This is a genomic window from Sphingomonas morindae (assembly GCF_023822065.1).
GTDB lineage: Bacteria > Pseudomonadota > Alphaproteobacteria > Sphingomonadales > Sphingomonadaceae > Solisphingomonas > Solisphingomonas morindae.
In genome coordinates this window covers 684,535-708,652 of sequence record NZ_CP084930.1, presented here as the reverse complement: position 1 = coordinate 708,652, position 24,118 = coordinate 684,535, and the positions used below count along the sequence as shown (strand labels likewise).

The following is a 24,118-nucleotide window of genomic DNA, read 5'->3' as shown; positions in this document are numbered from 1 at the left end:
AGCATGGGTCCGACCTCCGCCCGACGATCACCGGCAAAGGATCAACAATGAAGTTAAACCCTGGCCTGCTGGCGCTGTCCGTAGGGGCACTTGGCATCGGCGTGACCGAGTTCGCTCCCATGGGCTTGCTGCCCGCCATCGCAAACGACCTGCACGTATCCATTCCGACCGCGGGACTGCTGATCAGCGCTTATGCGACTGGCGTCATGATCGGCGCGCCGCTGACGACACTCTCGACGGGGCGAATGGCGCGGCGCACGCTGCTGATCCTGCTCGCCGGCATCTTCACCGCCGGCAACCTTCTGGCGGCGATATCTAGCAGCTACGCGATGTTGTTGGCCGCGCGGCTGTTGACGTCCTTGAGCCATGGCGCGTTCTTCGGCGTCGGCTCAGTCGTGGCGGCGAGCCTTGTCCCCGCGGAGCGGCGTGCGAGTGCCGTTGCGGCAATGTTCATGGGGCTGACGATCGCCAATATCGGCGGCGTACCGCTCGCGACCTGGGCGGCCGAGCATGTCGGCTGGCGCGCTGCGTTCTGGGGCATTTCGGCGGTGGGCGTGGTGACGGTGGTGGCGCTGCGGTCAACGCTGCCCGTGCTGCCGGCGCCCGAGAGCGGTAGCGCGGTGGCGGAACTGCGTGTGCTGGCACGGTCCCGCGTTCTTGGCGCGCTCGGCCTGACGACAATCTGCGCAACCTCCATGTTCACCGTGTTCACCTACATCACTCCGATCCTGCGCGGGCAAACGGGTGGCTCTATCGGTTTCGTCACCGCGATGCTCCTGCTCATCGGTATTGGTCTTAGCGTCGGTAATTGGCTCGGCGGACGCTTCGCCGACCGATCGGTCGATCGCACCCGGATGATCGCGCTGGCAGCGCTGGTCCCGATCCTCGTCGCGTTCGCGGCGCTGATGCCGTTCAAAGCGCCCACCGTGCTACTGCTGGTCCTGTGGAGCGCTGCCAGCTTCGCGGTTGTGCCGCCTCTGCAAGTGCGTGTTATGCAGGACGCGCAAGACGCACCGAACCTCGCGGCTGACCTACGAGGTTCGCGGCGCCCGTGGAGGTGTCGTGCAGCTCAGCCTCAGGAACGATGCCGGCACGATTCTGTCCTCCATCATCGACGATCCGGCCTTTGTCTGGAATTATGACCAGCTCCAGGCGGAAGGGGAGGGGGCGAACAGCCTGCCGCTGCCGGAGCGCGGCGGTCCGGTCTGGCAGGTCTGCCCCGATGATCTCTATGCCGGCATGCGCATCACGGCTGTCCGTCCGTGGGGCGGAAGCTGTCTCTATGCGCTGCAGCAGCGCCTGTTCTTCGTCGACGTCGTCGAGGATCGTATGTGGGAGGATCTGCAAGCGGCCTGAGCACCTGCGGCGCCGACCCGGCGGACACGATCTGGCCACGGTCCAGATCGTGTCGCGCCAAACGCGCTGCGCCACCGGCACGCATCCGGCGGCGCAGCGCTCTTCCTACTTCGGGCTTGACATCCTGTAACTCTTCTTCCTAGAAGGCGCTATTGCATCGGTAGAGGTGCGATGTGCGTCGGCGCTCTCCTCCACGTGTGGAGCAGTACCGATACGGATGCTCAACAGGCATTCGGAACTGACGGATCTCGGGCGCCCGCAAGGCACAGTCAGGCCGCATAGCACAGACGAGGAGCTCGCCCCGGCTCCACATTCACCAACCTTCGCCCGTCATCATGTTGGCGCGGCAGCTGGCGTCTGGAGTCCGTGCAATGCTCATATCCTGTACCGTCCATCCGGCTTCCATCCGGAGCCACTTCGCCTCCGCTGGTCGTGGAGGGCAGATCTGATGTCCTCGTCAAACAAGGCCGACAAGCGCGGCGCTCCCAGGGTGGTGTCGCGGCTCAGCGAGGCCCTTGGCGCGATCCGCGCCGAACAGCGCCAGCCGACCCAGGCCGACATCGCTGCCGAGTGGCGCGACGATGTGCTGGTCGAATTCAGGTCCGACCCGCGCCTCACGGTCAAAGCGGTGGTGCTCGCCGTGCAGCGCCTCGACGACCGCGTGAAGCCGCCCGCCTTCGCGCGCGAGATCTCGCGCCTGCTCGCCCAGGCCAATCTCGGGCGCAGGCGGCAGCCCGATGCGGTCGGGACGGCTGATGCGGCCGAGGCCGCCACGGCCCCCGTCGAAGCACCTGCCGCCACGACCGCTGCTGACACTGGCTTCGGTGACCTGCTGGAGCCGCGCGCCAGCTGACGGAAGCTCCGGCGCCGAAGCGCGCCGGACCTTCAGGCCTTCTTCCATTCTCATCATGACGCCGGGACCAGAAGGTTCTCGTCTCGGCGGGAGCCGTCCTCATGTCCAACATCCTGCCCTTCAGGAGCAACACACCCCGCATCTGCTCCGCCATCTTTTCTCATGGTCGTGTCCCTGGCATGACCGAGGTGACCATGGCGGAAGCCTCGCTCCACCGGCTTGCTGGCAACCAGGTCATGCTGGTTGGCGCGGGCCCTGCTCTCGACGCGTTCAGCGAAAGGCTCGATCATGAGCGGTACGCCATGCGGCCGATGCCGGCGCGTCGCGACGCGAGCTTCGCCCGAACGATCCTCGACGAGGCTGAGGGCAATGGCATTGGCCTCATCGCCCTCGACGTCGGCGGTGACAGGCTCTTTGGTGGCGGCACGTTCGACAATCTGCTCCGCACCTTTGAGACGGCGCGCAGCCGAGGCTGGAAGACCGTCATGAAGATGGTGCTGAAGCCCGGCGCGGTAGAGGTTCCGGAGGAGACGCTGCGCGCCGCGGTCGGCTTCTCCCGCTACGCCGATGTCCATCTCATCGAGATCGCCGCCAGGCCCGAAGCGCCCGGGGTGACGCCGCGCGGCTTTCTCCTCCACCGGCTGGCCCATATCGAGCCCGGGCAGCTGCGCCTGCTCGAGCAATCGCGCGGGTTGATGAGCGACGTCATCCTGGACCCGCGTCCGGGCGCCCCGCTGGATGCGGCCTTGCTCGCGCGCACGCTGCTCGACTTCGCGCTCTCGGGCGACTTCGCCAGAGCGATGGAATGCGGAGCCGCGATCCCGGTGTTGCGGAAGGCCGCGCGTGCCGCGACACCGTCGGCTATCGACGCCAGACCGGCGCTCCCGCAGGTCTCGGACCACGCCACCAAGGCCGATGACCAGGGGTCCGCGGAGCCGCAGCCGTGATGCACGCAGTATGGCGCGGCGGATCGCGGCGTGTCACTCACGCGGGCAGCATTATGGTCGCTGATCGTCGCTCGCCTCTCGGGTGCGATGGCAATGCCGTTGCACTTGCCCGTCAGCCCTCCTGCAATTTCACGCAGGGTCAGGCGTCCAAAGAAGTGGGTGGGATTGGAGGCAGGATGGGCCCGGTATACCGGGCCGATGTTCGCCATTCCGCGCTTCGCTTGTCACGGCGGGGCGGCCGGCAGGGGTGCCGGCCATGACGGCGGGGCCGTCCAGAAAGAAGGGACGGGCCGCGACCCACATGGTCTCGGCCCGCCTCACTGACCTTGAGTGGGAGAGGCTCGATCTTGCGCTCACTGCATCAGGCTTGAGCCGGTCCGACTATTGCCGTCGTGCGCTGCTCGGCCGCACCATCGCATTCCGCCCGTTCGAGCCTCTCCTTGCAGAAGCGATAGCGCTTCTCGCGCACTGCCGCGGGATGCGTGCGGAAGAGGCGGGCGAGCTGAAGCGGATGATCGGTGACGTCGAGCGGCTGGTGAGCCGCTTGTCGCGCCTTGCCGGCACGGACGTAAAATGATCGGCAAGTCGATCAGCCGGCTGAACCGACGTCGGGTAGCAGCCAACCGCCGGCAACATGGGGTAGACGCAAGACGGGCCGCCACGCCGGAACGCATCCGCCATCACGCGACACTGCTCACCAACTATCTGCGCGATGCGCACGCAGCGGCGCTGAAGCCGCTTGGCCTCGTCGATGCGCCTGGCCACGAGCTCCTCCGCTATGTCGCCGACGCGCAAGATCAGCAAAACCGGAGCGGGATCGAAGTCGGTGAGAAGGTTGACCTTATCGGCTTCCGCAACATCCATGGCACGGACTTCGAAGACGCACAGCGCCAGATCCTGGCCACTATGACGCGGTCGCCGGGCATCGATCCGCTCGAGCATTATGTGCTGAGCTGGAGAACAGGAGAACAGCCGAGCCACGCGCAGGTGACAGACGCGGTCGACACGCTGGTCCACGTGCTCGGGCTCGAGGAGAACCAGACGATCTACGCCGCGCACTCCAACACCGAGCATTATCATGTTCATGTCGCTGTGAACCGCGTTCATCCAGGGACCTTCCGCCGCATTGCCGCAGGTGATGACTGGGAAGTCGACGCGATCCATCAGGCAGTTGCGCTGATCGAGCATCGCCAGGGATGGGCGAGCGAGGAAAAGGCGCAGTTCGTGGGTGGGCCGGACGGCGTGCGGGAGCGTGCGACCGGCAGGCGTGTGCGTGATGCCGAAGGGCGGGCGCTGAAGCGGGAGAGACGGGGGCGACGCGAGGATGGGCCTCGTGAGCGGCCCTTGTCGCGGGGTGCGCAGATGTTCGAGCGCCGCACTGGGCGCGCCTCGTTCGAGCGGGAGGTGCGCGAGATCGTGCCCGAGGCGATCAGGGAGGCGAACGGCTGGGATGCTCTCCACCGAAGGCTCGCCGAGCACGGTCTGGGGATCGAACTTCATCGCTCGGGCGCACACATCACCGAAGGCAAGCGCGGCATCCCGGCAAGCCGGGCAGGGCGGGGTGCATCGCGCCAGGCGCTCGAGGCGCGGTTCGGCCCTTTCGAGCCGAGAGACCCCGAGATCGTCATCCGCTCACGACAGCCACGTGTCCTGCCAGATGGAGAGAGGCGCGCCGCCTATCACGACGCCCGTACTCAACACCGGGCGGCCATCGCCCGCCACACGAACACGCTTCTTGCCGCCAGGCGCGACGCGCTGACGAGGATCACGTCGTGGCGTCAGGCAAGCCTCATCAGAGTGAATGCGCTTGACTGGCGTGGCAACCGCGAGGGGCTGAACTTCGCACGAAGCCTGATCGCCGGCGAGATCGCGCGCCAGATCGCGGCGGTGGACGCCAGCCTCGGGGCTGATGTTGCGGCATTGCGCCTCGCCAGCAGCTTTCCCTCGTTTGCAGCCTGGAATGATGGTGTGCAGCCACCCCCGATACCAACGCCATCAGGTGGCGTGCTCCTCGCGATCGCGCCCGATGCACCGCGTGGGCAGCGCGTGCCAGGCTTCTCGGCTCGCTCCCAGGGCCGCAGCATCGCGTACCTGGATGGCCATGGCCGAACCGTTTTCACGGACCATGGCGATCTCATATCGGTCGACCACGACGAGCGACAGGTCGTCCGCGCCGCGATCGCGCTCGGACGCGAGCGGTGGGGCAGGGTGACACTCACGGGTAGTGACGCCTTCCTTGCAGCCGCAGCCGCGATCATTGTCGACGAGGGCTGGACCGACATCGACGGAAAGGCAGCTCGAGCGGCGATCGCTGCGGAGCGCGCGCGCCGCGAGGTGGACGCGAAACGCACGCTGGAGCGCCAGAGACTTTCCGGCGCGCCGGCAGCGCAGCGGCATGCGGGAGGATTAGGCGATGAGACCATAGCTTCCACAGCAGCCGCACGGATCGAGCAGCGGCCGATTACGGTTTCGACACTGCCGGACATTGAGGCGCCTTCACCACGAGCTCCAGTCACATCGGTCGAACGCGACATGTACGCCGGTGCCTATGGCGAGAACCCGCTCATTGACGCGTGGATCGATCAGCGGCGGCGTGCACCGGAGGCGCTGAACGAGGCGCGCACGCTGGCGCTGCGTGTCATGCAGGACCGGACTGCCCGCACCTATCTGAGCGAGCTTGAAGCCGAGGGGTATCGATGGGTCATCGAACTTCGCCAGCAGGCGACCGCCAGGAACCAGTTGCTCAAACGTGCGAGCGCGTCGCAGTCGATGCTGCGGTGAGCGTGGGGGGCCGGGCTGGGCGTGCAAGCCTCGTCCGTTCGCTTCCGACGGGCGACGGCGGAAGCAGCCGTTTATCCGGGCAGCGAAAGTGGAGCAGCTAGTTTCTGGGGCCACGCGCCTAACGCCTTTCAGATGCACGGGAGAGATGCTTCCAAGCTGTGAAGTGGGTCAGGCCAAGTTGGGGGATCCGAGATCGGCTGGTCTTCCACTTGTGGATGCACTCCGGTCTTCGAACCAAGGCGTAACGAGGAGATGCGGGACAGCGAGCGCCGCAATGCCTGCAAACAGGCATCGGACCCCGCTTGGGTCGAAATGCAACAACAGTCCTGCTACGGCGCCTGCGAGCAGCACTGCCGCAAGAAATATGGGCATGACTGTTCTCAAGTAGACTCGAGTGCTGTGGCATCCCAGCCGATCACGGCGCTCCGCTGTCTGCGGCAATGCGTGTAGAACGAGGAAGCCGACTGTGAAGCCGATAAGAGGCGGTAGTAGCAGAAGCGCACCTGCACCAGTGGCAAGACGGGTGTCGTAGTGCCGACACGCGACCAGCAGCAGAAAACAACCAGAAATGCCGCCGGCGATCGCGATCACGGGCGTTAAGGTAGGCAGGGCCGAGGCTTCGCCGCCCGCCAGGCGTAGCAGATCTGCGTAGCTGCCCACGTGTAGCGTTGCGGGCATCGCAATCAGGGCCGTCCCGCGCGAGACTCGTTCAACTGACGAACTCTTCGGCGCATCCTCGAACCCGAAATGAAAGGCAGATGCGACAAGGAAGGCTGGCAGAGCGACAGACGGCTGAAGAATCCACCACGCCAAAGTTACCAGCGAAACCAGCCCGTACAGTCCTAGGAATGGCATCTTCTGTTCGCGTCGAATGACAGCTAGGTCACCGGCACCGTGGATCATGCCCACGACGCCGATGCCTAAAATCGCAAAGGCCAATTGCATTGGCAGTGGTGCGAAGAAGACCGCAACAGCTCCCATCACCAACAATGCGATGCCGCGTTTCACGCTCGGCGTTCGTGCTCGTGAAGAGCCTTCTCTAGATTGCTTGCCGCGTAGAACGCGTAAGCGACTTTGGCGACTATATCCATAATCAGGATCGCCCATACCGACGTCGAATCAGTGATGATCTTGAGACCCTCAGGACCAACTAGAAAGACGAGCGGATACAGGAACCAGATTACCGTCAAGAAGGTGACGTTCTTCGTGTAGGCGGAGCCCAGCGCATGGCCACGCTCAACCGCCATCTTCCGCAGCGGCACCCACAACAGGTAAATGACACCCAGAAAAGCGACGCAGGACCACAGGAACCAGATCCACTTCACCACCGGCACCTCTGCAAGCGACGAGATCAGGCCGGTCTCGATCATGAGCACGTCGAGGACGATGATCGAGGTGAGGTAGCCACCGATTTCGCCGGTCTTTCCGCGTTCGTGAAAGGCAAGCAGTACAAGGCTCGACAGCAGAATCGGCGTCGTAAAGGTCCAGTCAGCGTATCGAGCGAAATAGGTCGCCGAACCGTCGATCTTGATCAGCGTGCCGATGCCGAATGCCATCGCAAGGTAGGCAGTAGCAGCAATGAACGGCACGGCTGCATGGAGCAGCGTGTGGTGGAGCGAAGGCGGAGCTTTTTTGCCGGTCGCGTAGATCGCCAGCGAGGCGAGTGACATGACCGTAAAAACCGATCATGAAGGCCGTTTGATCCATGCGTGATCCCCTGTGCGCCGCCCGCACAAAGCAGGGCGAGTTCGGGCTAACGCAGATCAACTAAGATGGTGCCGCTTGCATAACAGCTCCCGTACGCCATCGCGATCCTCTATGCCTGCTTTCGGGCGGTCTTCGCCTTCCTCACCACCGAGCCGAACAGTCTCCTCGCGCCCATCCATCGTAAGCGTGGCGAGCAGGCCGCCTTGCCGTGCCGACCATAGGCGGGATGCTTGTCGTCTTTGACGAGGGCGGCGGTGGTGCGGGAAGTTTTCGGGTCTGAGATGGGTCATACGAGCACTCGTATGACTGGTCGCATGGAGGTGGTCGGCCGGGTGTCGGGCCGGCGCCGGTGGTCGGACGCGGAGAAACTGGAGATCCTCGCCGAGGCATTTCAGCCGAGCGTGCGGGTCCGAGATGTCATCGCGCGACGCGAGGTATCGAGCAGCCTCATCTACACATGGCGAAAGCAGATGCGGGCGGGCAAGCTGGGCGGTGCCGTGGCCGCATTGCCAGCGTTCGCAGAGGTGCAGGTCGCAGAGCCGGTCGCGCCGGCCTCCTGCGTTTCGGGCCTCATCCATATCGACCTGCCGGGTGGCGTGCGGGTGAGTGTCGACGCCGACGTGGACAGGGGCGCGCTGGCGCGCGTGTTGTCGGTGCTACGGTGAATCCGGCCCCGCTGCCGACACGGGTGTTTCTGGCCTGTGGCGTGACCGACATGCGCAAAGGCTTCGACGGTCTGGCGGTTCTGGTTCAGCAGGCGCTGGCTCAGAATCCGCATTCCGGCGCGTTGTTCGCGTTCCGGGGCAAGCGCGGTCACCTGGTCAAGCTGCTGTGGTTCGATGGTCAGGGCCTGTGCCTGTTTTCGAAGCGGCTGGACCGGGGGCGTTTCGTCTGGCCGGTGACCGCGACGGGCACGGTGACATTGACGCCGGCGCAATTGTCGATGCTGCTGGAAGGGATCGACTGGCGGCGCCCCGAGCGGACGTTCACGCCGACGCTGGCGGGCTGAAAACGCCGGATCCTCGCCGCTTTTGCTCGTGCACGCAGGGCCGATCTGCTATGAAAAGGGTCATGTCGGAAGCGCCCGTTTCCCCAGACGATGCGACCGCGCGGATCGCCGCGCTGGAGGCTTCGCTCGCCCGGGCCCACGCCGCGCTCGCCGCTCGCGACCTGCTCATCGACACGCTGCGTGGCCAGATCGCCCGGCTGCGGCGGATGCAGTTCGGCGCCTCGTCCGAGAAGCTGAGCCGCGAGATCGAGCAGCTCGAACTGGCGCTGGAGGAGCTGGAGACGGAGCGCGATACGCCAGCCACCGAAACGGCCGCACCGGGGGATACGGCGCGACCGGCGCCGGTGCGCAGCCTGCCCGGCCATCTGCCGCGCGAGGAGGTCGTCCACGAGCCGCCCTCTGGTGCCTGCACCTGTCCGGACTGCGGCGGTGCGCTGCGGCGGCTGGGCGTGGATGCCCATGAGATGCTCGACATCGTGCCGGTGCGCTGGCGGGTCGTGCGTGCCGTCCGTCCGAAATATAGCTGCCGGGTGTGCGAGAAGATCGTGCAGGCGCGCGCACCCGTCCATGCGGTTGCTCGCGGCAAGGCGACCTTCGCGACCCTGGCGCATGTCGTGGTCTCAAAATTCGACCACCACCTGCCGCTCTATCGTCAGGCCGAGATGATGGCTTCGCAAGGGCTCGACATCGACCGCTCGACGCTCGCCGGCTGGACGGGGCAGGCCGCCGCGCTCCTCGACCCCATCGTCAGCCGCATCCGTGATGCGGTGCTCAAGGCCGACAAGATCCATGCCGACGATACGCCGGTGCCCGTCCTCGAACCAGGCCGGGGCAAGACCGCGACGGGCAGGCTGTGGGTTTACGCAACCGACGACCAGGCCTCGGGCAGCACCGCCCCGCGCGCGGCATGGTATCGCTTCACCCCTGATCGCACCGGCGCACATCCGCAGGCGCATCTCGCCGGCTTCCGTGGCTTCCTCCAGGCCGATGCCTATGCCGGTTATGACGGGCTGTATCGGAAGGGCGTGACCGAGGTGGCGTGCTGGGCACATGCCCGGCGCAAGATCTTCGACCTGCATGAGCGCTCGCCTACGCCGCTGACCACGGATATCCTCGAGCGGATCGGTGCGCTCTATGCCGTGGAGGCCGAGGTGCGCGGGCAGCCGCCGGATAGCCGCCATCGTGCCCGACAGAAACGAAGCCGCCCGCTGGTCGATGCCTTGCGCGACGTGCTCGAGGGCGCGCTGCGTCGCCTGTCGCCCAAGTCGGACATGGCCAAGGCCATCGCCTACGCGACGAAGCGGTGGGCGGCCTTGTCCTGTTTCCTCGATGACGGACGCCTGGAGATCGACAACAACATCGCCGAGCGCGCGTTGCGCGGCGTCGCCGTCGGCCGCCGCAACTGGCTGTTCGCCGGTTCACGCGCAGGTGGCGAGCGGGCCGCCGCCATCTACACCCTCATCCAGACCTGCAAGGCCAACAACGTCGATCCGCAGGTCTATATCGCCGATGTCATCGCCAAGATTGCCGACGACTGGCCAGCCGGCCGCTGGGACGAACTCATGCCGTGGAACTGGGAAGCCCCGGTGGATCAACCGACCGCGCAAGCCGCATAATCTGCGGCCGTCAGGCCACGCTTACCATCCATCCCAAGGCGATGCCGGTGCTGCTCCACGATGATGACGAGGCGCGCTGGCTCAGCGCTCCGCTCGAGGAGGCGCTGACGCTCGCCGCACCCTTCCCAGCGCAGCTGATGGCGCTGGGCTGAGCCTCCGGCTCAGAATTCTGTCCAATCGTCGTCTGCGGCTGCCGAGAGGGAGGCGCGGCCGCCTGCGGCGGTGATACGGGCACGAGCAGTGGCTGGCTGCGCTGGCGCTGAGCGGCGCAGCGGAACGACCACCGGAGGACGCGCTTCCGTCGTTCCGTGGGCGTTACCGATGCGGAAGCGCGACACCTCCGCCGCGAGCTGATCCGCCTGACCGGCCAGGCTGCGCGCCGCGGCGGTCGCCTGCTCGGCCATGGCGGCGTTCTGCTGGGTCATCGAGTCCATCTCGGAAACGGCGGTGTTGACCTGGGTCAGACCGGCCGATTGAACCTCGGCCGAGGTCGCGATCTGGCCCATCAGCCCGCTGATCTCGCCGACCGAAGCGACGATCCGGCCGAGCGCCTTGCCGGTTTCGGTGACGAGATCGACGCCGCTCGCCACCTGCTCGCCCGAGGCGGTGATCTTGGCCTTGATGTCCTTGGCGGCCTCGGCGGAGCGTTCGGCGAGCGCGCGCACCTCGGAGGCGACCACGGCGAAGCCCTTGCCTGCGTCTCCGGCCCGCGCCGCCTCGACACCCGCGTTGAGCGCGAGCAAATTGGTCTGGAAGGCGATGCCGTCGATCACGCTGATGATGTCGTTGATCTCACGCGCGGTGCGCTCGATCCCCTCCATCGCCTCGACCGCGCGCTTCACCACATGGCCCGATTGCTCGGCATCGCCGCGCGCCGCCTCGACGACCCGGCTCGCGCGCTGCGCATCCTCGGCCGCCGAACGGACGGTCGTCGTCACCTGCGAAAGCGCCGCCGCCGTTTCCTCGAGGCTCGCGGCCTGCTGCTCGGTGCGGTTGGAGAGATCCTCGGAGGCCTGGCGGATCTCGACCGAGCCGCTGTTGATCCCGCTCGCCGCCTCGGTGAAGGCCGCCATGGTGGTGGCGAGCGCCTCGAGCGCGCCATTATAGTCGCTCTTAAGCTGAGCGAAGACGCCCTCCAGCTCGGCGGTGACGCGATAGGTGAGGTCGCCGCGCGACAGCGCCTCGAGCCCGCTGCCGATGCTCGTCACGATCAGCTGCGCCTGTTCCGCCTTGGCCTGCTCCGCAGCCGCCAGCTGCCCGCGCAGCCCTTCCATGGCGCGGCCTAGCTCACCGACCTCGTCGGCACGATCGCTCACGTTCATCTTGACGCTCATGTCACCCTTCGCGAGAGCGCTGATCGCCTGGGTGGCTGCTTTCACCGGATGCGCGATCCCTTTGACCAGCATCACCAGCATTCCGACGCAGAAGGCAATGACGCCGATCACCGCGATCGCGATGATGAGCCTGGCGCCGCGATACACATCCTCCGCGGCTTTTGCTCGCTCGTCCATGACCTTCGATTGCGCCGCCTGAAGAGCAACAGCCGCGTTGTTCATGACGTTGTAGGAGGCTTTGTTTGCACGAAAGGCTGCGAGCGCTTCGTCACTACGACCTTGTCGAACAAGCGCAACGACGCGGTCGGAGTCTCGCTCATATGATGCCTTCTCGGATTTGAAGCTCTCCATAGCGGCGCGCATCGCCGGGATGCTGACCCTGGGCTCAAGCCAATCCAGCGTCTTCTTGATCAACTCGCGCTGATCCATAATCGCGCGCTCGGCAGATGAAATAGAAGCCGGATCGCGCGCCATCACATCGTAGGCTTCTGCAACGCGCACGTCAGAGGCCGCGGTGTTTATGGTCGCTGCAGCCTCTAGTTTGGCGCGCCGATCTACCCCGAGCTCCTGGGCGGTGTCCGCCAGGTCATGAAGCTTCAGCATCGACAGGGCGCCGAGCCCTACGAACACCAACAGGATTATACCGAAGCACAGGATGAGCTTACGGCTGATCGGAAGGTTGGACATAGGACCCCTCGCTATGAATTACATCCTATATGGATGGTGAAGATTACCAATCCGTTAGAAAAACAGGGTCGTTAATTTTTGTTTGCTAATGCTTGGTAGGTTTGGTCCCGTTGAGGTGGTAGGCGGTGCCCGCATAGGCGCAAGTGATCGCGAGAACGTGGCCCTTCAAACGTTCCATGGCGCCGACCGTCTCAGCGAGACGATCCGTGAGCTCGGCCAGCACTGCACTATCGATCGTCACCAGCTGCCCGGTCGGTTTCGCCGTCAGCGACGCCAGCTGCTCAGTCTGCGTCGTTCCCGCCGGCAGCGGCGGAAGCATCGGCCGCTCCGTTCGCGCGAGCGGTGGCGGTGTTAAGACGGGCGCGCAGCTCATCAGCAGGAGCGGGAGGAAGGCTGCCGGCAGCAGCCGGCGGGGCAGCGTCGAACGCATGGTGCAGATCCTCGATGCTGGTGCGGGTGGCGGCGGTAGTGGCGGCGTGGCGCTGGGCCGTCTCGGCGCTGATCCAATTGGTCGGCGCCTGGCCAAGACGCTCGTCGTGGCGCGCGTCGGCAACGGCGGTGGTGTGCTGCCGCGCGTTGCGCTTCGACCTTTGCGGCGCCCGCCTGCTCACCGCCGTGGCGGATGAACGCATAGCCGAGCGCGAGCAGCGCGGCCGCCGCAGCGACGGGCAGCAGCGGCGCCTGGCAGAGGGACATGGCGATGAAGCCAGCGCAGGCAGCGCTCTACTGGTGCGCGTTGAAGCGGCGGGCGATCGTCGATCGGCAGAAGGCGCCGCTCCCGATATTTTAGGCGAGGCTGATCGCGGCCGAGAGCTGGTAAGGTTGGCCAGCGAGCCCTGGCGCGCAGGCGAGCACCGGCGCAGCGTGGTCAGCGAGGCGCTGGTCGAGCGGCGCCGCGCAGCCAGCAGCCGCCTCGGTCATGCCCGGAAGGACGCCCTTGGTGTTTCCGTCGCAGATGGTCCACACGCCGACAATGTCACGATAGGACGAGAGACGCGGTCTGCCGCAGCTCTCCCAGCTCGAGACGAAGGCGCGACTATTGCGGCCGTGACAGCGCCGACGATCGCGAGCAACCCTACGCCTTTCGCTACGCGCACCGGCGCGGCGGCATCCTGGTCCTGCATGCAGCCTCCAGTGATGTTGGTCGTTATGGACCTTGAGGCGCGGCACCTTTGCCCCCCGTACGCCCGCCGCCGCAAGCTTCTGCCCGCCGGCTGCATCCCCTGCCGGCGCGGTTTTATTATAAGCCAATATGGTAAAGTCCCCGTAGTGACCCTGGTAGCCAATCTCTGTATTCCGAGGGCGCGGCGAGAGCTGCGGCACCGATAGTCATCCGGTGCTAGTGCCTTGGAGCGGCGAAGCCGTATTCTCGGTGCTCAGGTGGCCGTCTCCCCCGACTGGCCGTCTGCCCCGCCGATTTTTCCTCTCACTCGCATGAAAGGGATCGGCGGGGCTCTCTTCAAAGCAGAAAATTAACTCTGCGGCGCTAGAAAGGTGCCGCCGATCAGCCCTTACTCCCGCTCGATCGGCACCCCGCCGGCGTCCACGCAACTCACCGCCGGCGGGGTCTTCTTTCGAGCGTCTCCGGACAGCAAATCCTTAGCGCCCGGCGCTGAACGCGCGCCGATCCGTCGCATGAGGCACCAAGGTGCGCTCGTTAATATTTTCTTAGCTTGAATCGAGCGATCTTCGACTTGTCGCGCCGGGGAGCGGCAAGGAGTACAGGTGATGACCGCTCTTGAGCTCGCCGCGCTTTCTTTCGCCGATCTCCAACGACTGATCGATGACGCACTAGATCGCTTTGCCACTGATCTGCTCGCCCATCTGCTGGAGGAGTGCCGCCGGCGCGGCCTCAGCGTGGAGATAGTAATTTAGGCGTTGCCTAGTGGCGGTTCCGGTCCGTGCAGGCATGCGGGCAGCGAACCGGGGATGCGTGGAATCAGCCGCCCATGCGCGAGGACGTCGGCAAATATCTCCGGGATGCAAGCGGCGCGGTATATTTCATGGTCGGCAGCAGCCCCTCACGCGGCTGGAGGTCAGTAGATGAGTCCATCCGGACTGGTGGCAATTTAACTGGCTTTGTAAGTTTTCATTGCTGATTGTGTGGCGAAGGGTGCGGCGAATAGACGGGGCGTCTACCTTGGAACCGCTTAGCTTTGATGGCGACGGCGAAGCGGCTCAGCGGCGCTTCACAATGGCGGCGGCGTGGCTCCGCGCTAGTACGGCCCTACTGAACATCTTCGGCCGCAACATCGTCGGTGACCCGGCTTGGTCAATCCTCTTGACCCTTTATCTCGAAGGCTATCGCGGCCAGCGTAGCCTCAGCGTCACCGACGCCTGCCGGGCGTCTGGTGTACCCATGACTACCGCGTTGCGGTGGATCAAGGCGCTGGAGACGGAAGGCTTCTTGGAAAGGCAGGGCGACCGGAACGATGCGCGACGCTACCTGCTCCAACTGACACCGGCGGCAATCTGGAAGATCCACGGGGCTCTGGACGCAGCGGCAGAGAGCGACAAGCGGCTAGGGCTGAGCCGGCTCGTGGCCCGAGACGCAAAGAATATCTAGCGCCTCCTGCACCTTTGCGGCGGCGATTGCGGGCGCGCTGCCGCGAACCGAGGGCTCGAGCTCGTCGAGGCTGATCAGCGCCTCCAAAAGCTGCTCCTTGCATCGCCTAAGCTTGGGCACAGTCCTCTCCTCAAACACCTGCTAATCGCTATCGTTCTTGCCTTACCTCTAGCTGAACGACGTTACCGAAGGATCTCCTCACCTGGTCCTTACCAGCGTTTCAAAGGGGGGGCTCCGTAGCCTCTTTGCGAGGGGCCAGATGGGTGAGCGATCAAAACTTGTGCGTTGAGGCCTTAGGCGGTCTAGCCTCCGCCATCGCGATAGGAGCAAGCACTTGCTCTTCCTCCATGCGGGTAAGTCGGCGCATTTCTTCTACGATGGGCTTGAAGCAGTCGGCGAAGACGCATGGTTCCGCCATGATCCGAGCAGTTGGCCACACGCTGTTGCAGGTCATGAAGTCCGCCTGCCAACGGATGACCTTATTGCCCATGTCAGCGGCGGTGCGTTCCGCCAGCCGCCCCATTCTGATCGCGTTGAGAACGTGCGTTTTCTCTTCCTCGCGGTGCGAGACGATCGCCTTTGAAAACGCACGCCGCATCTCGCTTAGCTCTTTCGCGTCGCCTAACGCGCTCGACAACGCGAACGCCAAGATATGCTCCGCTCGCCGGACCAAGTCGTCATGCTGTTTTTCGAACCGTTCCACAGCTATCTCCAAGAGCACCTTGCCTGACGACTATACGCATGAAATTAACGGTATGTTGAAGCTGGGGGCGGTGACGACACCTGTTAGGTAAGATAGACCTTTGTCTTACTCGCGATATATGCCCGCTCTATATTGGTCACATTTCTTTATATACCTACATCAAGCAGGGGTTTGCGGCCCCGTTGACGGCGGCTGCACCAGCCGTGGCTTGCGTTTCGCGTTGCTCTCGAACATGAGGGCTCTGATGAGAGCCAGAAGGTGATCCTCCCGCATGAATGCATTCTTCGGCTACGAGACGTGCGCCGGTCTTGATGCTGCTGGAGTTGACGCGCTCGCGCAGTTAGGAGACCCGGAGTGTCGACACCGCGCTGGTGAGACGTTTCAGCGCGAGGGCGATGCGTCAAAGGGTTTCTATCTGCATCTCAGAGGCTGGATCATCTCGTCGGTGCTTCTGAGCGACGGAAATCGCATGGTTCAGAACGTGCACCTACCAGGTGATGTAATCGGGTTGCTCAACGTGGCCGTGCAACGTGCGGCAGGCAGCTTAACGGCTGTTACAGATGCAAGTACGAGCTTCGTCCCGTTCCAGAGGCTTCAACAGCTGCTAACCCGCCTCCCGGAAGCGGCGATGCGCATCGCATATTCTCAGCAGGTCGAGCATTTATCGATGATTGACAAGCTTGCTACGATCGCTAGCGGATCGGCGCGTCAACGGCTAGCGACATTCTTGATTGATCTCCATGATCGGCTGACTGCCGTTGGAGAGGTGAAGGATGATACCTTTACTATCCCTCTAACTCAGAAGATCATCGGCGACGCGCTCGGCTTGACTGGCGTTCACGTGAACCGTTGCCTGCGAGGGCTAGAGGAGGATGGCCTAGTTTCGCGCCGACGCCGCGTCGTACAGATCCGAAACGTTGCTGCCTTGCGTGCTGAAGCTTCCGCGGTATTGCATAGGCCGATCCTCCCTATCGCTCATTTTCTACAGCCCTTTGAGACGGTGTAAGCCGCTCGGAAGAGAGCCGCTAGAGATCGGCCTCAGCGCCAGCTCTGTACCCATCCGCAACTAGACGCACTGAACGCGTCCTCACCTTCAGGCAAGCCGGCATGTGTTCTCGCTCTTGAGCAACTTAGGTGCGAGATTTAGTAGATGCCTCTCCCCTCATGTGGTATCAAAGTACTACATGAGGAAGACCGAGGATGTCATAGCCGCTGCAAACGTCCGTCATAAGGTTCAGGGTCAGCGAGAGCTTGCACGTGGCCGCAAAGAAGGCAGCCCGCGCAAGGGGCATGAAGCTGCTCGATCTCGAGCAGCTGATCTTGGACCTCGGCGGCGCTGCCGCCCGGTCACGTGGTCGACGCCGCCGGCTGAGCTGCGGTGCGCCTGCAGGTCGAAGCGGAGCGATCCGATTGCTATGCCGTTTGCCGGCGAGACGGGCCGGTGGAGCCGCCAGTGGAGGGGGCTGGTAGCAGCCGACCGAATGGTGTCAGCGCTGGCTGGCAGCTCAAACGCCGCGCCTACGCTGCTCGAGTTGGCAAACGCGCGACCAGAGTTAGAGCAGGCAAAACGCGCGCTGCTGGCATGGAGCGAGGGACAGTAGACGATGCCACGCGTCGACTTCGAAGTCCGCGATTGGTGGTAAGCGGAACGCTGCCGCCCTCTTCGTATCAGCAATCGTGATTGGTTGTGCCGCCTGAATGGCCAGAACTGGGGGGAAAGCGGACCGGCCGCTTTCAGGCGGTCTACTGCGGTAATCGGTCGCTCGTTCATCCAGTGGCGCAGAGCGGTACGAACGTCCGCAGGTGGTGGGCTTGTGAGCAGCCCTGAGTGACCGACATTGGGTCCCATCCGCCAAAAAGCGAACAAGCAGCTAGCGATAGACGGCAGTTGCACGGACCGCCTGAAGCCGACCGCTATAGGTGGCTGGAAAACCGTGAACGGTGCGTGGTGGGGTTGGTCCCTAGCTGGCGCTGGAACGCGCGGCGCAGCTTCTGCTCGTCGCCATATCCCGACTGGACCGCGATGCTCTTCAGTGGGAGGTCTGTCTCTTCCAGGGAGCGGCAGGCCGCCTCGAGCCGCATGAGCTCGACCGTCTTGGCTGGCGTGCGCCCCACCTTGGCAGCGTAGACGCGCGCGAAGGTTCGAGGTGCCATGCCGGCCCGCTCGGCCAGTCGGTCGACAGAGAGATCCGTTGGCAGGTTGGCCGCCATCCAGGCGTGGAGTTCGACGAAGGCGTGATCGCACGTTTGGGCGGCAAGCGGCACACTGAACTGCGACTGGCCGCCCGCTCGCTTCATGAACACCACCATCTGCCGGGCGGCATCAATGGCGACGCGAGGGCCATAGTCCTGCTCGATCAGCGCCAGGGTAAGGTCGATCCCCGAGCTCACGCCGGCCGAGGTCCAAAGGTGCCCGTCCCTGATGAAGATGCTGTCCGGATCAACATCCAGCATGGGATGGCGCTGCTTCAGCTTGGCGAGCCAGGCCCAGTGTGTCGCCACCCGCCGGCCGTCGAGTTGCCCCGCGGCCGCGAGCAGAAAAGCGCCCGTGCAGACGGAACACAGCCTACGCACCGTCCCCGCGCGCTCTGCAATGAATTCGCTGAGCGCCGGTGCGACCTCATACTCCTCGCCGACGCAGCCGCCCGGCGCGACCAACGTGTCGATAGGGGTGTCAGCCAGCGATGAGACCGCCACCGTGACGACCGGCAGGCCCGCGCTGGTCACGACGGCGCCGCCCTTCCCGGAAGCCACAATCATCTCGTAGCGTGCCGGTTCGCCGGAAGGGGCACTACGGTTGGCGGTGTTCAACGCCTGCAACGGCCCGGCGAGATCCAGCAGGTTCATGCCGTCATAGGCAAGCAGCACCACGCGCAGGGGCCGGCGGACAAGTGTTCCTTTCGGGTCCATCGGTTCGTCAGCCATTGTAGCCGGGATACTCGAAGTCGAGGGCGACGCCAAATGCAGTCTGGCGGCCGTACAGGCGCACGATACCGCTGAGGGCACCGTCGAGCGCCATGGCGGGCTTGCCGCCAGGGACAGTGACGGTCCGATCCAGTGCACCGACGCTGAAGCGTTCAGGGAGCAGGGTCAGGCCGTGGAGGCTCTGGACAGGCGCCTGGCTCGTGCTGACGGCATAGGCGCGCGCGCGGCCGCTGCGCGTGTAAGCGTCTGCCGTCAGCGCCAGTGAGACCTCGTCTACGCGGTTCGCGACCGGGATGCCGACGGATTGAGGATGGTGAAACCAGCCGTTGAGATACTGGGTCGTTGCAAAAGCGGACAGGTTGCGCCCGAGCTTGGGATGAAAACGCTGGCTGTCATGGATCGGGCTCCACTCGCCCGCGCCCATCTCGGCCGCCACTGCCGCCGCCCGCTCACGTCCGGCGATCGCCTCGACCAGTGCCAGCGAGGTCGGGATAGCCGCGCTGATCCCGGCGCTGGAGACGAGCTTGCCATCGGCAACGTAGCGGCGATCGCTTACCCACCGAACCTGCGGGTAAGTCTTGCGGCGATAGCCTTCGGTCGCCCAGTGCGCGGTTGCACGATGGCCATTCAGTAGGCCGCCACCGGCGAGCACCAGAGCGCCGTCGCAGATGCTGACCAGTGTGCTTCCCTTGGCTGCCTGCGCCTTGATCCATTGCAGCAAGGCGGGATCGGTGCGGTCGACCACCGCGGGAACAACGACGTAATCCGCGCCATCGGGAAAGCGATCGTCGAATTCGGCGATGGTGGCTTGTGGCTGGATGCGCAGCGCCGGGCGCATAGTCATCGGACCTGGGCGCGTCGCGACTGCCAGCACCTCGCCCACACCTGCCTGCCGCAGAACGCCATAGGGAATAACGTAGTCTGTGAGCTCCGTGCCGCTGTTCACGCCGATAACGGCGATGACGGGGTGCTCGCGTCCAAAACGTGCATGGTAAGCGTCGATCTTCTCGGTAGGCGGACCAGCGACCGCGTTCTCTTGCTGGACCGGTGATGTGGCGGACGGAGGAGCAGCGCCCAGGGAGCCACAGCCGACTAGAATGCTGGCGGCGCTGAGCAGGATCAAGCGAGCGTTGGCGTGACGAGGCATAATCTGGTCCGGCTGTGAGTGGTGTCTCCTCCTGGGCCGACTTCCCCTCGGCTCAAATGACGTTCTCCCTTCAAATCCTGCCAAACCTGCCGGCACTGGGTCTCCACCTTCCTGTCGAGCAACGTAAGGTAGCCATTCAGATAACCGGACTTGCACGCTCGAAGGCTCGGTTCTTCAACCTGAACCAATGTCGGAAGTTGAGGAGGCGAAGGAGCGCGGTGAATGGCCGATTGTGGGTCATTTCATCGATCCGCTCTCAACCAATCGCGCCGAACTCTTTCACTCTCAGCATCTCTGCGACCTTGTTCGTCAGTGCTTCGAGCGAGAACGGCTTGGTGAGTAGCTCCATGCCGGGTTCAAGGTGGCCGTTGCCGACGGCGGCGTTCTCCGCAAAGCCGGTGATGAACAAGACCTTCAACCCTGGCCGGATCGCGCGGGCCGCGTCGGCCACCTGACGTCCGTTCATGCCACCCGGCAGGCCTACGTCGGTTATGAGCAGCTCGATGCGGGCGCCCGATTGCAGAACCTTGATCCCCGCAGCGCCATCGGCGGCACCTATGACGGTATAGCCTAGCTCGTCGAGCACCTCATCAACGAGGTGGCGTATGGTGGCCTCATCGTCGATGATAAGAACGGTCTGTCCGGCACCGCTTTCCGCCGGCGACCTGTCAGCCTCCTCTGCGGGCGTTTCGGCAACCCCGTGATGGCGGGGAAGGTAGATGCACACCGTGGTGCCCCGGCCAAGCTCGGACTGAATGCGCACCTGTCCACCCGACTGTCTGGCGAAGCCGTAGATCATCGACAGTCCAAGCCCAGTGCCCTGTCCGATAGGCTTGGTCGTGAAGAACGGCTCATATGCCCGGCGGATTGTGTCCACTGACATTCCGGTGCCAGTATCAGCAACGCCGACGCGCACATACTGGCCGGGTTCAAGGTCCAGCTCGCGGCCGAGCCTCTCGTCAACGACCGCGTTGTCTGTCGCGATCTTGATCTTTCCGCCGTCAGGCATGGCGTCGCGCGCGTTGATGCACAGGTTCAACACGGCGTTCTCAAGCTGGCCGGCGTCGATATTCGCCGTCCAGAGCCCGGCCGATGGGACAACGTCGATCTCAACGCCCGCGCCTACCGTGCGGCGAAGCATGTCGTCCAATCCCGCAATCAGCCGGTCGACGTCGGCCGGCTTGGGATCGAGCGTCTGCCGACGCGAGAAGGCCAGCAGGCGCTGCGTCAGCGAAGCTGCGCGCCGGCCGGCACCCTGGGCCGCGTTGATGAGCCGGTCGAGGTCGTCGAGTCGGCCGCGAGCTACACGCAACTGGAGCAGTTCCAGGTTGCCCATCATGCCAGTCAGGAGATTGTTGAAGTCGTGCGCGAGGCCTCCCGTCAGCTGGCCAACTGCCTCCATTTTTTGCGCCTGCCGTAACTGCTCCTCGGCCTGGGAAAGGGCGACGGCGCGCGCCTTCTCCTCGGTGGCGTCGCGGCCGACGGCGATGATTTTGCCGTCGCCCGGCCCGGCAGCCCAGGCGATGTCGCGATAGCTCCCGTCCTTGTGACGGTAGCGGTTCTCGAATTTGGCGTAGGACTCGCCAACGGCGATCCCCGCCGCGCCTGCAAGTGTATGATCCACGTCCTCGGGGTGGATAAAGGCGAAGATCAATTCGCCCAGCAGCTCGGCTTCCGTCCAGCCGAGCATTCTTGTCCAGGCCGGGTTCACGGCCTCGATCCTGCCGTCTAGGTCGGCAACAAGCATGATGTCGGTGGAGAGCTGCCACAGCCGGTTCCGGTCAGCGGTACGCTCCACCACCTGCTGCTCGAGTGACTCCGCGAGGACGCGAAGGCGGGCTTCACTCTCCTGTTGTGCCGCTTCCGCCAAGCGGCGGTCATGAATGTCGATGGATGCGCCAAACCAGCGAATGACTCTGCTGGAGTTCGGATCACGGTACGGATCAGCGCGTACCAGGAACCAGCGATAACTGCCATCGGCGGCTCGGATCCGATGCTCGACGCTGAATGTGGTGCCTGTGCTTCGCGCCGTGTCGAAGGCCGTCATTGTCGCCGGGCCGTCGTCGGGATGCACGGCCGTGGCGGCGACCTCGGCCGCTGTCGCGATGTCAAAGTCGATGCCGGTATAGTTCGCCCATTGCTTGTTGAAGAATTCGACATTCCCGTCCGCATCGGTCAACCAGACAATTTGCGGCACGGCGTCGGCCATCAGGCGGAAGTGCTGCTCGCTTTCGCGAAGGCGCTGCACCGCTGCCTCGCGCTCCTGTGCAGCCAGCACCTGCTCCGTGGTCTCGTTGGTCAGGATGAACAGGCCGGCGACGTCGCCCTGAGCGTCTAGGACGCGTGAATAGGAGAAGGAGAACCAGGTATCGGCGCGGCCACGGTCCGTGTCGAGCTTCCAAGGTAAGTTGATGAAGCGCTGGCTTCGACCGGCGAACGCGTCGTCGATAATGGGCTTCGCCTGTGCCCATGCATCTGCCCAGACCTCGCGAAAGGGGAAGCCCATCGCCCGGGGAAGCCGCGGGCCAAGAAGGGGAAAGTACGCCTCGTTGAAGAAGAAGGTCAGCTCGCCTTGCCCCCAGGCCAGGATCATGGACTCGGGCGAGTTCAGCACCAGGCTCAGGCTGCTCTTGAGCGCGTCGGACCAGCCCTCGGGCGCGCCGAGCGGGTGATCCGACCAGTCCCGTGCCAGGATAAGTCGCGTTGCCTCGCCCCCGCCTGCGAGGAACCGGAGCGGCGCGGGCAGATCTGCGGCATCAAGGTGCTGGAGCGCTGTCATGGCCCAGAACCCTTAGCGCCTCCGCGAAGGATCGGTAAGCGATTGGTTGTCCTGCAGCTAAGTGGACTGCTGCTTGTCCTGCATGCCGGTCCTCTCGGTGCTGGTCGGAACTATTATGAACAGATGTCCGGTTTAGAGCTTTGCAAGTGCGAAGCCGAATGTCCGAAAGTGGGTCAATCCCGCCGCAGGCTGAAAGCAATTCTCATGAGCTAGAAGACGCGTGAACGGCCGGGCCCAAGGCCATTGCGTCGCCTTGGATCCGAGGCTTACCTAAAGCCGTTCATTGGGTGCGCTCGATGTCGGTTCGGAGGCCTGCCGCGATCATCGCCGCCAACGCCTCTTCAGCACGCCGTCTCACTCCGGGATCCTTGCTCAGCAGGTCGTGCCGGATCCATTCAGGCGCCCGCTGCACGATGTTGGCAATCCTTGTGAACTGCTGATCCGTCATCCCGCCACATCGCCCCGTTGTTTTCTGAGCCGCAAGGCCCGAGGAGCGCAGCAATCTCGAAAGCCGAGCTTTCCGCTGAGCCTCTCAAGGCCTAAACGTATCACGTCCTACAGCGTGGCAACGAGCCGCTGGGTTGTAGGTCCGCAGTAGCGGTTGGCGCCGACGCCTGGCGAGCGACAGGCTTAGTCGCTCGCGTGGCAATGGTCTCGGGCATGCAACGACGGGCCCACGCGGGCCAGACTGCCGCAATCTTCTGGAGAAAGGAAAGCTACGATGAGCGACGCTCTCGTCAGTCGCACCCGCGTTCGCGCCTTCCTTGAAGGAGTGCGGGAAAAGCAGGTGCCGGCCATCCGTCCGGCAAACAGGACCAAGGGTGCAGAAGTGATGAACCCGAAGGATGGGAAAAAGAGGTTGGCGAGAGCCAGCCTCGCCCAAGGGTTCATCACCGGTGCCGAAACGCACCGGGTGCCGCCACTCCGCAGTCCGGAGTGCATCCCAGCCCAAGCCCGTCCACCACCTGCCTCGTCTCGCGTCTCGCGGGCCGGGCGCGGGGCGGGCGCTTTCCATGAGAATTGCCCATGCAGCCCTACCAGATCATCACTGCCATCACCTTCTGCACCATCGACATAGGTCGCCGCATCGGCGAGAGCCGGCGCAGGATCGTCGGTGCCGCGACCTTTACCGGCCATGTCGATGGCGACCATGTCGCCTTCACGCTCGACGCCTCGGTCCTTCAAGCCAGCGATCCGAACGACAGGCTGTTGCGCTGGCTCGACGACCGCTTTGCCGGCGACCGCACCACCATCGCCGGATATCGTCTGGGCGACACGTGTCACCTCCTCGAGACCATGGAGATGGCGCCGTGGTCGGCAGGCGTGCGGGCGCTGAAGGGTGGCGATGGTCGCATGCGCATCGACATAGCGGCCCGGAAGCGGGGCGGGGGTGGACTTGGCTTCGGCGCTGCGTGCGCCGGCGCGGGCATGCCGGTCTCGCAATCCGGCGAGACCGAGCACTTCACCGCCTGGTGCACCGGTCGCCCCGGCGCGATCCTCCAGACGCTCGAGACCGACGTCATCAGCACGTGGCGGCTGGCTATGCTTGGCGTCGCATGCCGCTCGTCGCTCGGCGGCGAGGTCAACACGATCATCGAAGGCCATCTCGCCACCTGGCTTCGCGACGCGTGCTTCCCCGCAGCCCGCCTCCACCTCGCCAGCATCGAACAGTCCCGCGCCTGAGGCGCGCTGCCATAAGCCCAACATC

23 protein-coding genes are annotated in these 24,118 nt (G+C 64.5%); 13 read left to right on the top strand and 10 right to left on the bottom strand.

Annotated features, from left to right (window positions below):
- Nucleotides 1-47 precede the first annotated feature (47 nt).
- The 6 genes from LHA26_RS03405 to LHA26_RS03380 all read left to right on the top strand — a co-directional run bounded on the left by LHA26_RS03405 (nt 48) and on the right by LHA26_RS03380 (nt 5,937).
- Nucleotides 48-1,142 carry an MFS transporter gene (locus LHA26_RS03405; protein WP_252167350.1) on the top strand — a complete coding sequence of 365 codons (1,095 nt, stop codon included), beginning with the start codon at nt 48-50 and terminating at the stop codon, nt 1,140-1,142.
- Nucleotides 1,063-1,356: a hypothetical protein gene (locus LHA26_RS03400; RefSeq protein ID WP_252167349.1), complete on the top strand. Its 294-nt coding sequence runs from the start codon at nt 1,063-1,065 to the stop codon at nt 1,354-1,356. Before LHA26_RS03405 ends, LHA26_RS03400 begins: the two co-directional genes overlap by 80 nt.
- 448 nt (nt 1,357-1,804) lie before the next feature.
- Entirely contained in the window at nt 1,805-2,209 is a 405-nt protein-coding gene (locus LHA26_RS03395; protein WP_252167348.1) for a hypothetical protein, read from the top strand.
- A gap of 101 nt (nt 2,210-2,310) precedes the next feature.
- Nucleotides 2,311-3,156 (top strand): hypothetical protein, encoded by an 846-nt coding sequence (locus tag LHA26_RS03390; protein ID WP_252167347.1) that lies wholly within the window; start codon nt 2,311-2,313, stop codon nt 3,154-3,156.
- A 256-nt stretch (nt 3,157-3,412) separates the two neighbouring features.
- Entirely contained in the window at nt 3,413-3,733 is a 321-nt protein-coding gene (locus LHA26_RS03385) for a plasmid mobilization protein (protein WP_252167346.1), read from the top strand.
- The gene (locus LHA26_RS03380) at nt 3,730-5,937 is read left to right on the top strand and encodes a relaxase/mobilization nuclease domain-containing protein (RefSeq protein ID WP_252167345.1); all 2,208 of its coding nucleotides are present in this window, start codon (nt 3,730-3,732) and stop codon (nt 5,935-5,937) included. Before LHA26_RS03385 ends, LHA26_RS03380 begins: the two co-directional genes overlap by 4 nt.
- 168 nt (nt 5,938-6,105) lie before the next feature.
- Here the strand turns inward: LHA26_RS03380 and LHA26_RS03375 are convergent, their stop codons facing one another.
- Nucleotides 6,106-6,945 carry a Brp/Blh family beta-carotene 15,15'-dioxygenase gene (locus tag LHA26_RS03375; RefSeq protein ID WP_252167344.1) on the bottom strand — a complete coding sequence of 280 codons (840 nt, stop codon included), beginning with the start codon at nt 6,943-6,945 and terminating at the stop codon, nt 6,106-6,108.
- The gene (locus LHA26_RS03370; protein WP_252167343.1) at nt 6,942-7,607 is read right to left on the bottom strand and encodes a bacteriorhodopsin; all 666 of its coding nucleotides are present in this window, start codon (nt 7,605-7,607) and stop codon (nt 6,942-6,944) included. The genes LHA26_RS03375 and LHA26_RS03370 overlap by 4 nt, the downstream gene beginning before the upstream one ends.
- A 351-nt stretch (nt 7,608-7,958) precedes the next feature.
- Between LHA26_RS03370 and tnpA the strand changes: the two genes are divergently transcribed.
- From tnpA to tnpC, 3 genes are all read left to right on the top strand, one after another.
- Entirely contained in the window at nt 7,959-8,309 is a 351-nt protein-coding gene (tnpA, locus tag LHA26_RS03365; RefSeq protein WP_252166688.1) for an IS66-like element accessory protein TnpA, read from the top strand.
- Nucleotides 8,306-8,653, top strand: coding sequence for an IS66 family insertion sequence element accessory protein TnpB (gene tnpB, locus LHA26_RS03360; protein ID WP_302898025.1), 348 nt, complete (start codon nt 8,306-8,308; stop codon nt 8,651-8,653). Before tnpA ends, tnpB begins: the two co-directional genes overlap by 4 nt.
- Nucleotides 8,654-8,715: 62 nt before the next feature.
- The gene (gene tnpC, locus LHA26_RS03355) at nt 8,716-10,269 is read left to right on the top strand and encodes an IS66 family transposase (RefSeq protein WP_252166689.1); all 1,554 of its coding nucleotides are present in this window, start codon (nt 8,716-8,718) and stop codon (nt 10,267-10,269) included.
- A 161-nt stretch (nt 10,270-10,430) separates the two neighbouring features.
- Here the strand turns inward: tnpC and LHA26_RS03350 are convergent, their stop codons facing one another.
- The 3 genes from LHA26_RS03350 to LHA26_RS20235 all read right to left on the bottom strand — a co-directional run bounded on the left by LHA26_RS03350 (nt 10,431) and on the right by LHA26_RS20235 (nt 13,256).
- Nucleotides 10,431-12,290, bottom strand: a complete 1,860-nt coding sequence (locus LHA26_RS03350) for a methyl-accepting chemotaxis protein (RefSeq protein ID WP_252167342.1) — start codon at nt 12,288-12,290, stop codon at nt 10,431-10,433.
- A gap of 85 nt (nt 12,291-12,375) precedes the next feature.
- Nucleotides 12,376-12,720, bottom strand: coding sequence for a hypothetical protein (locus tag LHA26_RS03345; RefSeq protein ID WP_252167341.1), 345 nt, complete (start codon nt 12,718-12,720; stop codon nt 12,376-12,378).
- A gap of 356 nt (nt 12,721-13,076) precedes the next feature.
- Nucleotides 13,077-13,256, bottom strand: a complete 180-nt coding sequence (locus LHA26_RS20235; RefSeq protein ID WP_437441230.1) for a lysozyme family protein — start codon at nt 13,254-13,256, stop codon at nt 13,077-13,079.
- 762 nt (nt 13,257-14,018) lie between these two features.
- Between LHA26_RS20235 and LHA26_RS03335 the strand changes: the two genes are divergently transcribed.
- Together LHA26_RS03335 and LHA26_RS03330 are read left to right on the top strand one after the other, a co-directional pair.
- Entirely contained in the window at nt 14,019-14,165 is a 147-nt protein-coding gene (locus LHA26_RS03335; protein ID WP_252167339.1) for a hypothetical protein, read from the top strand.
- A 265-nt stretch (nt 14,166-14,430) separates the two neighbouring features.
- Nucleotides 14,431-14,856, top strand: a complete 426-nt coding sequence (locus LHA26_RS03330; protein ID WP_252167338.1) for a helix-turn-helix domain-containing protein — start codon at nt 14,431-14,433, stop codon at nt 14,854-14,856.
- A 271-nt stretch (nt 14,857-15,127) separates the two neighbouring features.
- On the opposite strand, the gene LHA26_RS03325 is transcribed toward LHA26_RS03330, so the two are convergent.
- On the bottom strand, nt 15,128-15,559 hold the full coding sequence (locus LHA26_RS03325) for a hypothetical protein (protein WP_252167337.1): 432 nt from the start codon (nt 15,557-15,559) through the stop codon (nt 15,128-15,130).
- A 271-nt stretch (nt 15,560-15,830) separates the two neighbouring features.
- On the opposite strand from LHA26_RS03325, the gene LHA26_RS03320 reads away from it, so the two are divergent.
- Nucleotides 15,831-16,565: a Crp/Fnr family transcriptional regulator gene (locus LHA26_RS03320; RefSeq protein WP_252167336.1), complete on the top strand. Its 735-nt coding sequence runs from the start codon at nt 15,831-15,833 to the stop codon at nt 16,563-16,565.
- 908 nt (nt 16,566-17,473) lie between these two features.
- Here the strand turns inward: LHA26_RS03320 and LHA26_RS03315 are convergent.
- The 4 genes from LHA26_RS03315 to LHA26_RS03300 form a co-directional block, all read right to left on the bottom strand.
- Nucleotides 17,474-18,484 (bottom strand): GlxA family transcriptional regulator, encoded by a 1,011-nt coding sequence (locus tag LHA26_RS03315; protein ID WP_252167335.1) that lies wholly within the window; start codon nt 18,482-18,484, stop codon nt 17,474-17,476.
- On the bottom strand, nt 18,477-19,607 hold the full coding sequence (locus LHA26_RS03310; protein WP_252167334.1) for a DJ-1/PfpI family protein: 1,131 nt from the start codon (nt 19,605-19,607) through the stop codon (nt 18,477-18,479). The genes LHA26_RS03315 and LHA26_RS03310 overlap by 8 nt, the downstream gene beginning before the upstream one ends.
- Before the next feature lie 280 nt (nt 19,608-19,887).
- Nucleotides 19,888-22,410, bottom strand: coding sequence for a PAS domain S-box protein (locus LHA26_RS03305; protein WP_252167333.1), 2,523 nt, complete (start codon nt 22,408-22,410; stop codon nt 19,888-19,890).
- A gap of 280 nt (nt 22,411-22,690) precedes the next feature.
- Nucleotides 22,691-22,858, bottom strand: coding sequence for a DUF6771 family protein (locus LHA26_RS03300; protein WP_252167332.1), 168 nt, complete (start codon nt 22,856-22,858; stop codon nt 22,691-22,693).
- 578 nt (nt 22,859-23,436) lie between these two features.
- On the opposite strand from LHA26_RS03300, the gene LHA26_RS03295 reads away from it, so the two are divergent.
- A complete protein-coding gene (locus LHA26_RS03295) occupies nt 23,437-24,093 on the top strand; it encodes a hypothetical protein (protein ID WP_252167331.1) in 657 nt (218 codons plus the stop codon).
- Nucleotides 24,094-24,118: the final 25 nt, after the last annotated feature.

Excerpts from the sequence above, each read along its gene's own strand:
- LHA26_RS03390 (WP_252167347.1), top strand. The coding sequence starts at position 2,311 with ATGTCCAACATCCTGCCCTTCAGGAGCAACACACCCCGCATCTGCTCC.
- LHA26_RS03305 (WP_252167333.1), bottom strand. The coding sequence starts at position 22,410 with ATGACAGCGCTCCAGCACCTTGATGCCGCAGATCTGCCCGCGCCGCTC.
- LHA26_RS03320 (WP_252167336.1), top strand. The coding sequence starts at position 15,831 with ATGAATGCATTCTTCGGCTACGAGACGTGCGCCGGTCTTGATGCTGCT.
- LHA26_RS03350 (WP_252167342.1), bottom strand. The coding sequence starts at position 12,290 with ATGTCCAACCTTCCGATCAGCCGTAAGCTCATCCTGTGCTTCGGTATA.
- LHA26_RS03315 (WP_252167335.1), bottom strand. The coding sequence starts at position 18,484 with ATGGCTGACGAACCGATGGACCCGAAAGGAACACTTGTCCGCCGGCCC.
- LHA26_RS03295 (WP_252167331.1), top strand. The coding sequence starts at position 23,437 with ATGCAGCCCTACCAGATCATCACTGCCATCACCTTCTGCACCATCGAC.
- tnpA (WP_252166688.1), top strand. The coding sequence starts at position 7,959 with ATGGAGGTGGTCGGCCGGGTGTCGGGCCGGCGCCGGTGGTCGGACGCG.
- LHA26_RS03335 (WP_252167339.1), top strand. The coding sequence starts at position 14,019 with ATGACCGCTCTTGAGCTCGCCGCGCTTTCTTTCGCCGATCTCCAACGA.
- LHA26_RS03345 (WP_252167341.1), bottom strand. The coding sequence starts at position 12,720 with ATGCGTTCGACGCTGCCCCGCCGGCTGCTGCCGGCAGCCTTCCTCCCG.
- LHA26_RS03405 (WP_252167350.1), top strand. The coding sequence starts at position 48 with ATGAAGTTAAACCCTGGCCTGCTGGCGCTGTCCGTAGGGGCACTTGGC.
- tnpC (WP_252166689.1), top strand. The coding sequence starts at position 8,716 with ATGTCGGAAGCGCCCGTTTCCCCAGACGATGCGACCGCGCGGATCGCC.
- LHA26_RS03385 (WP_252167346.1), top strand. The coding sequence starts at position 3,413 with ATGACGGCGGGGCCGTCCAGAAAGAAGGGACGGGCCGCGACCCACATG.
- LHA26_RS03395 (WP_252167348.1), top strand. The coding sequence starts at position 1,805 with ATGTCCTCGTCAAACAAGGCCGACAAGCGCGGCGCTCCCAGGGTGGTG.
- LHA26_RS03300 (WP_252167332.1), bottom strand. The coding sequence starts at position 22,858 with ATGACGGATCAGCAGTTCACAAGGATTGCCAACATCGTGCAGCGGGCG.
- LHA26_RS03370 (WP_252167343.1), bottom strand. The coding sequence starts at position 7,607 with ATGTCACTCGCCTCGCTGGCGATCTACGCGACCGGCAAAAAAGCTCCG.
- LHA26_RS03380 (WP_252167345.1), top strand. The coding sequence starts at position 3,730 with ATGATCGGCAAGTCGATCAGCCGGCTGAACCGACGTCGGGTAGCAGCC.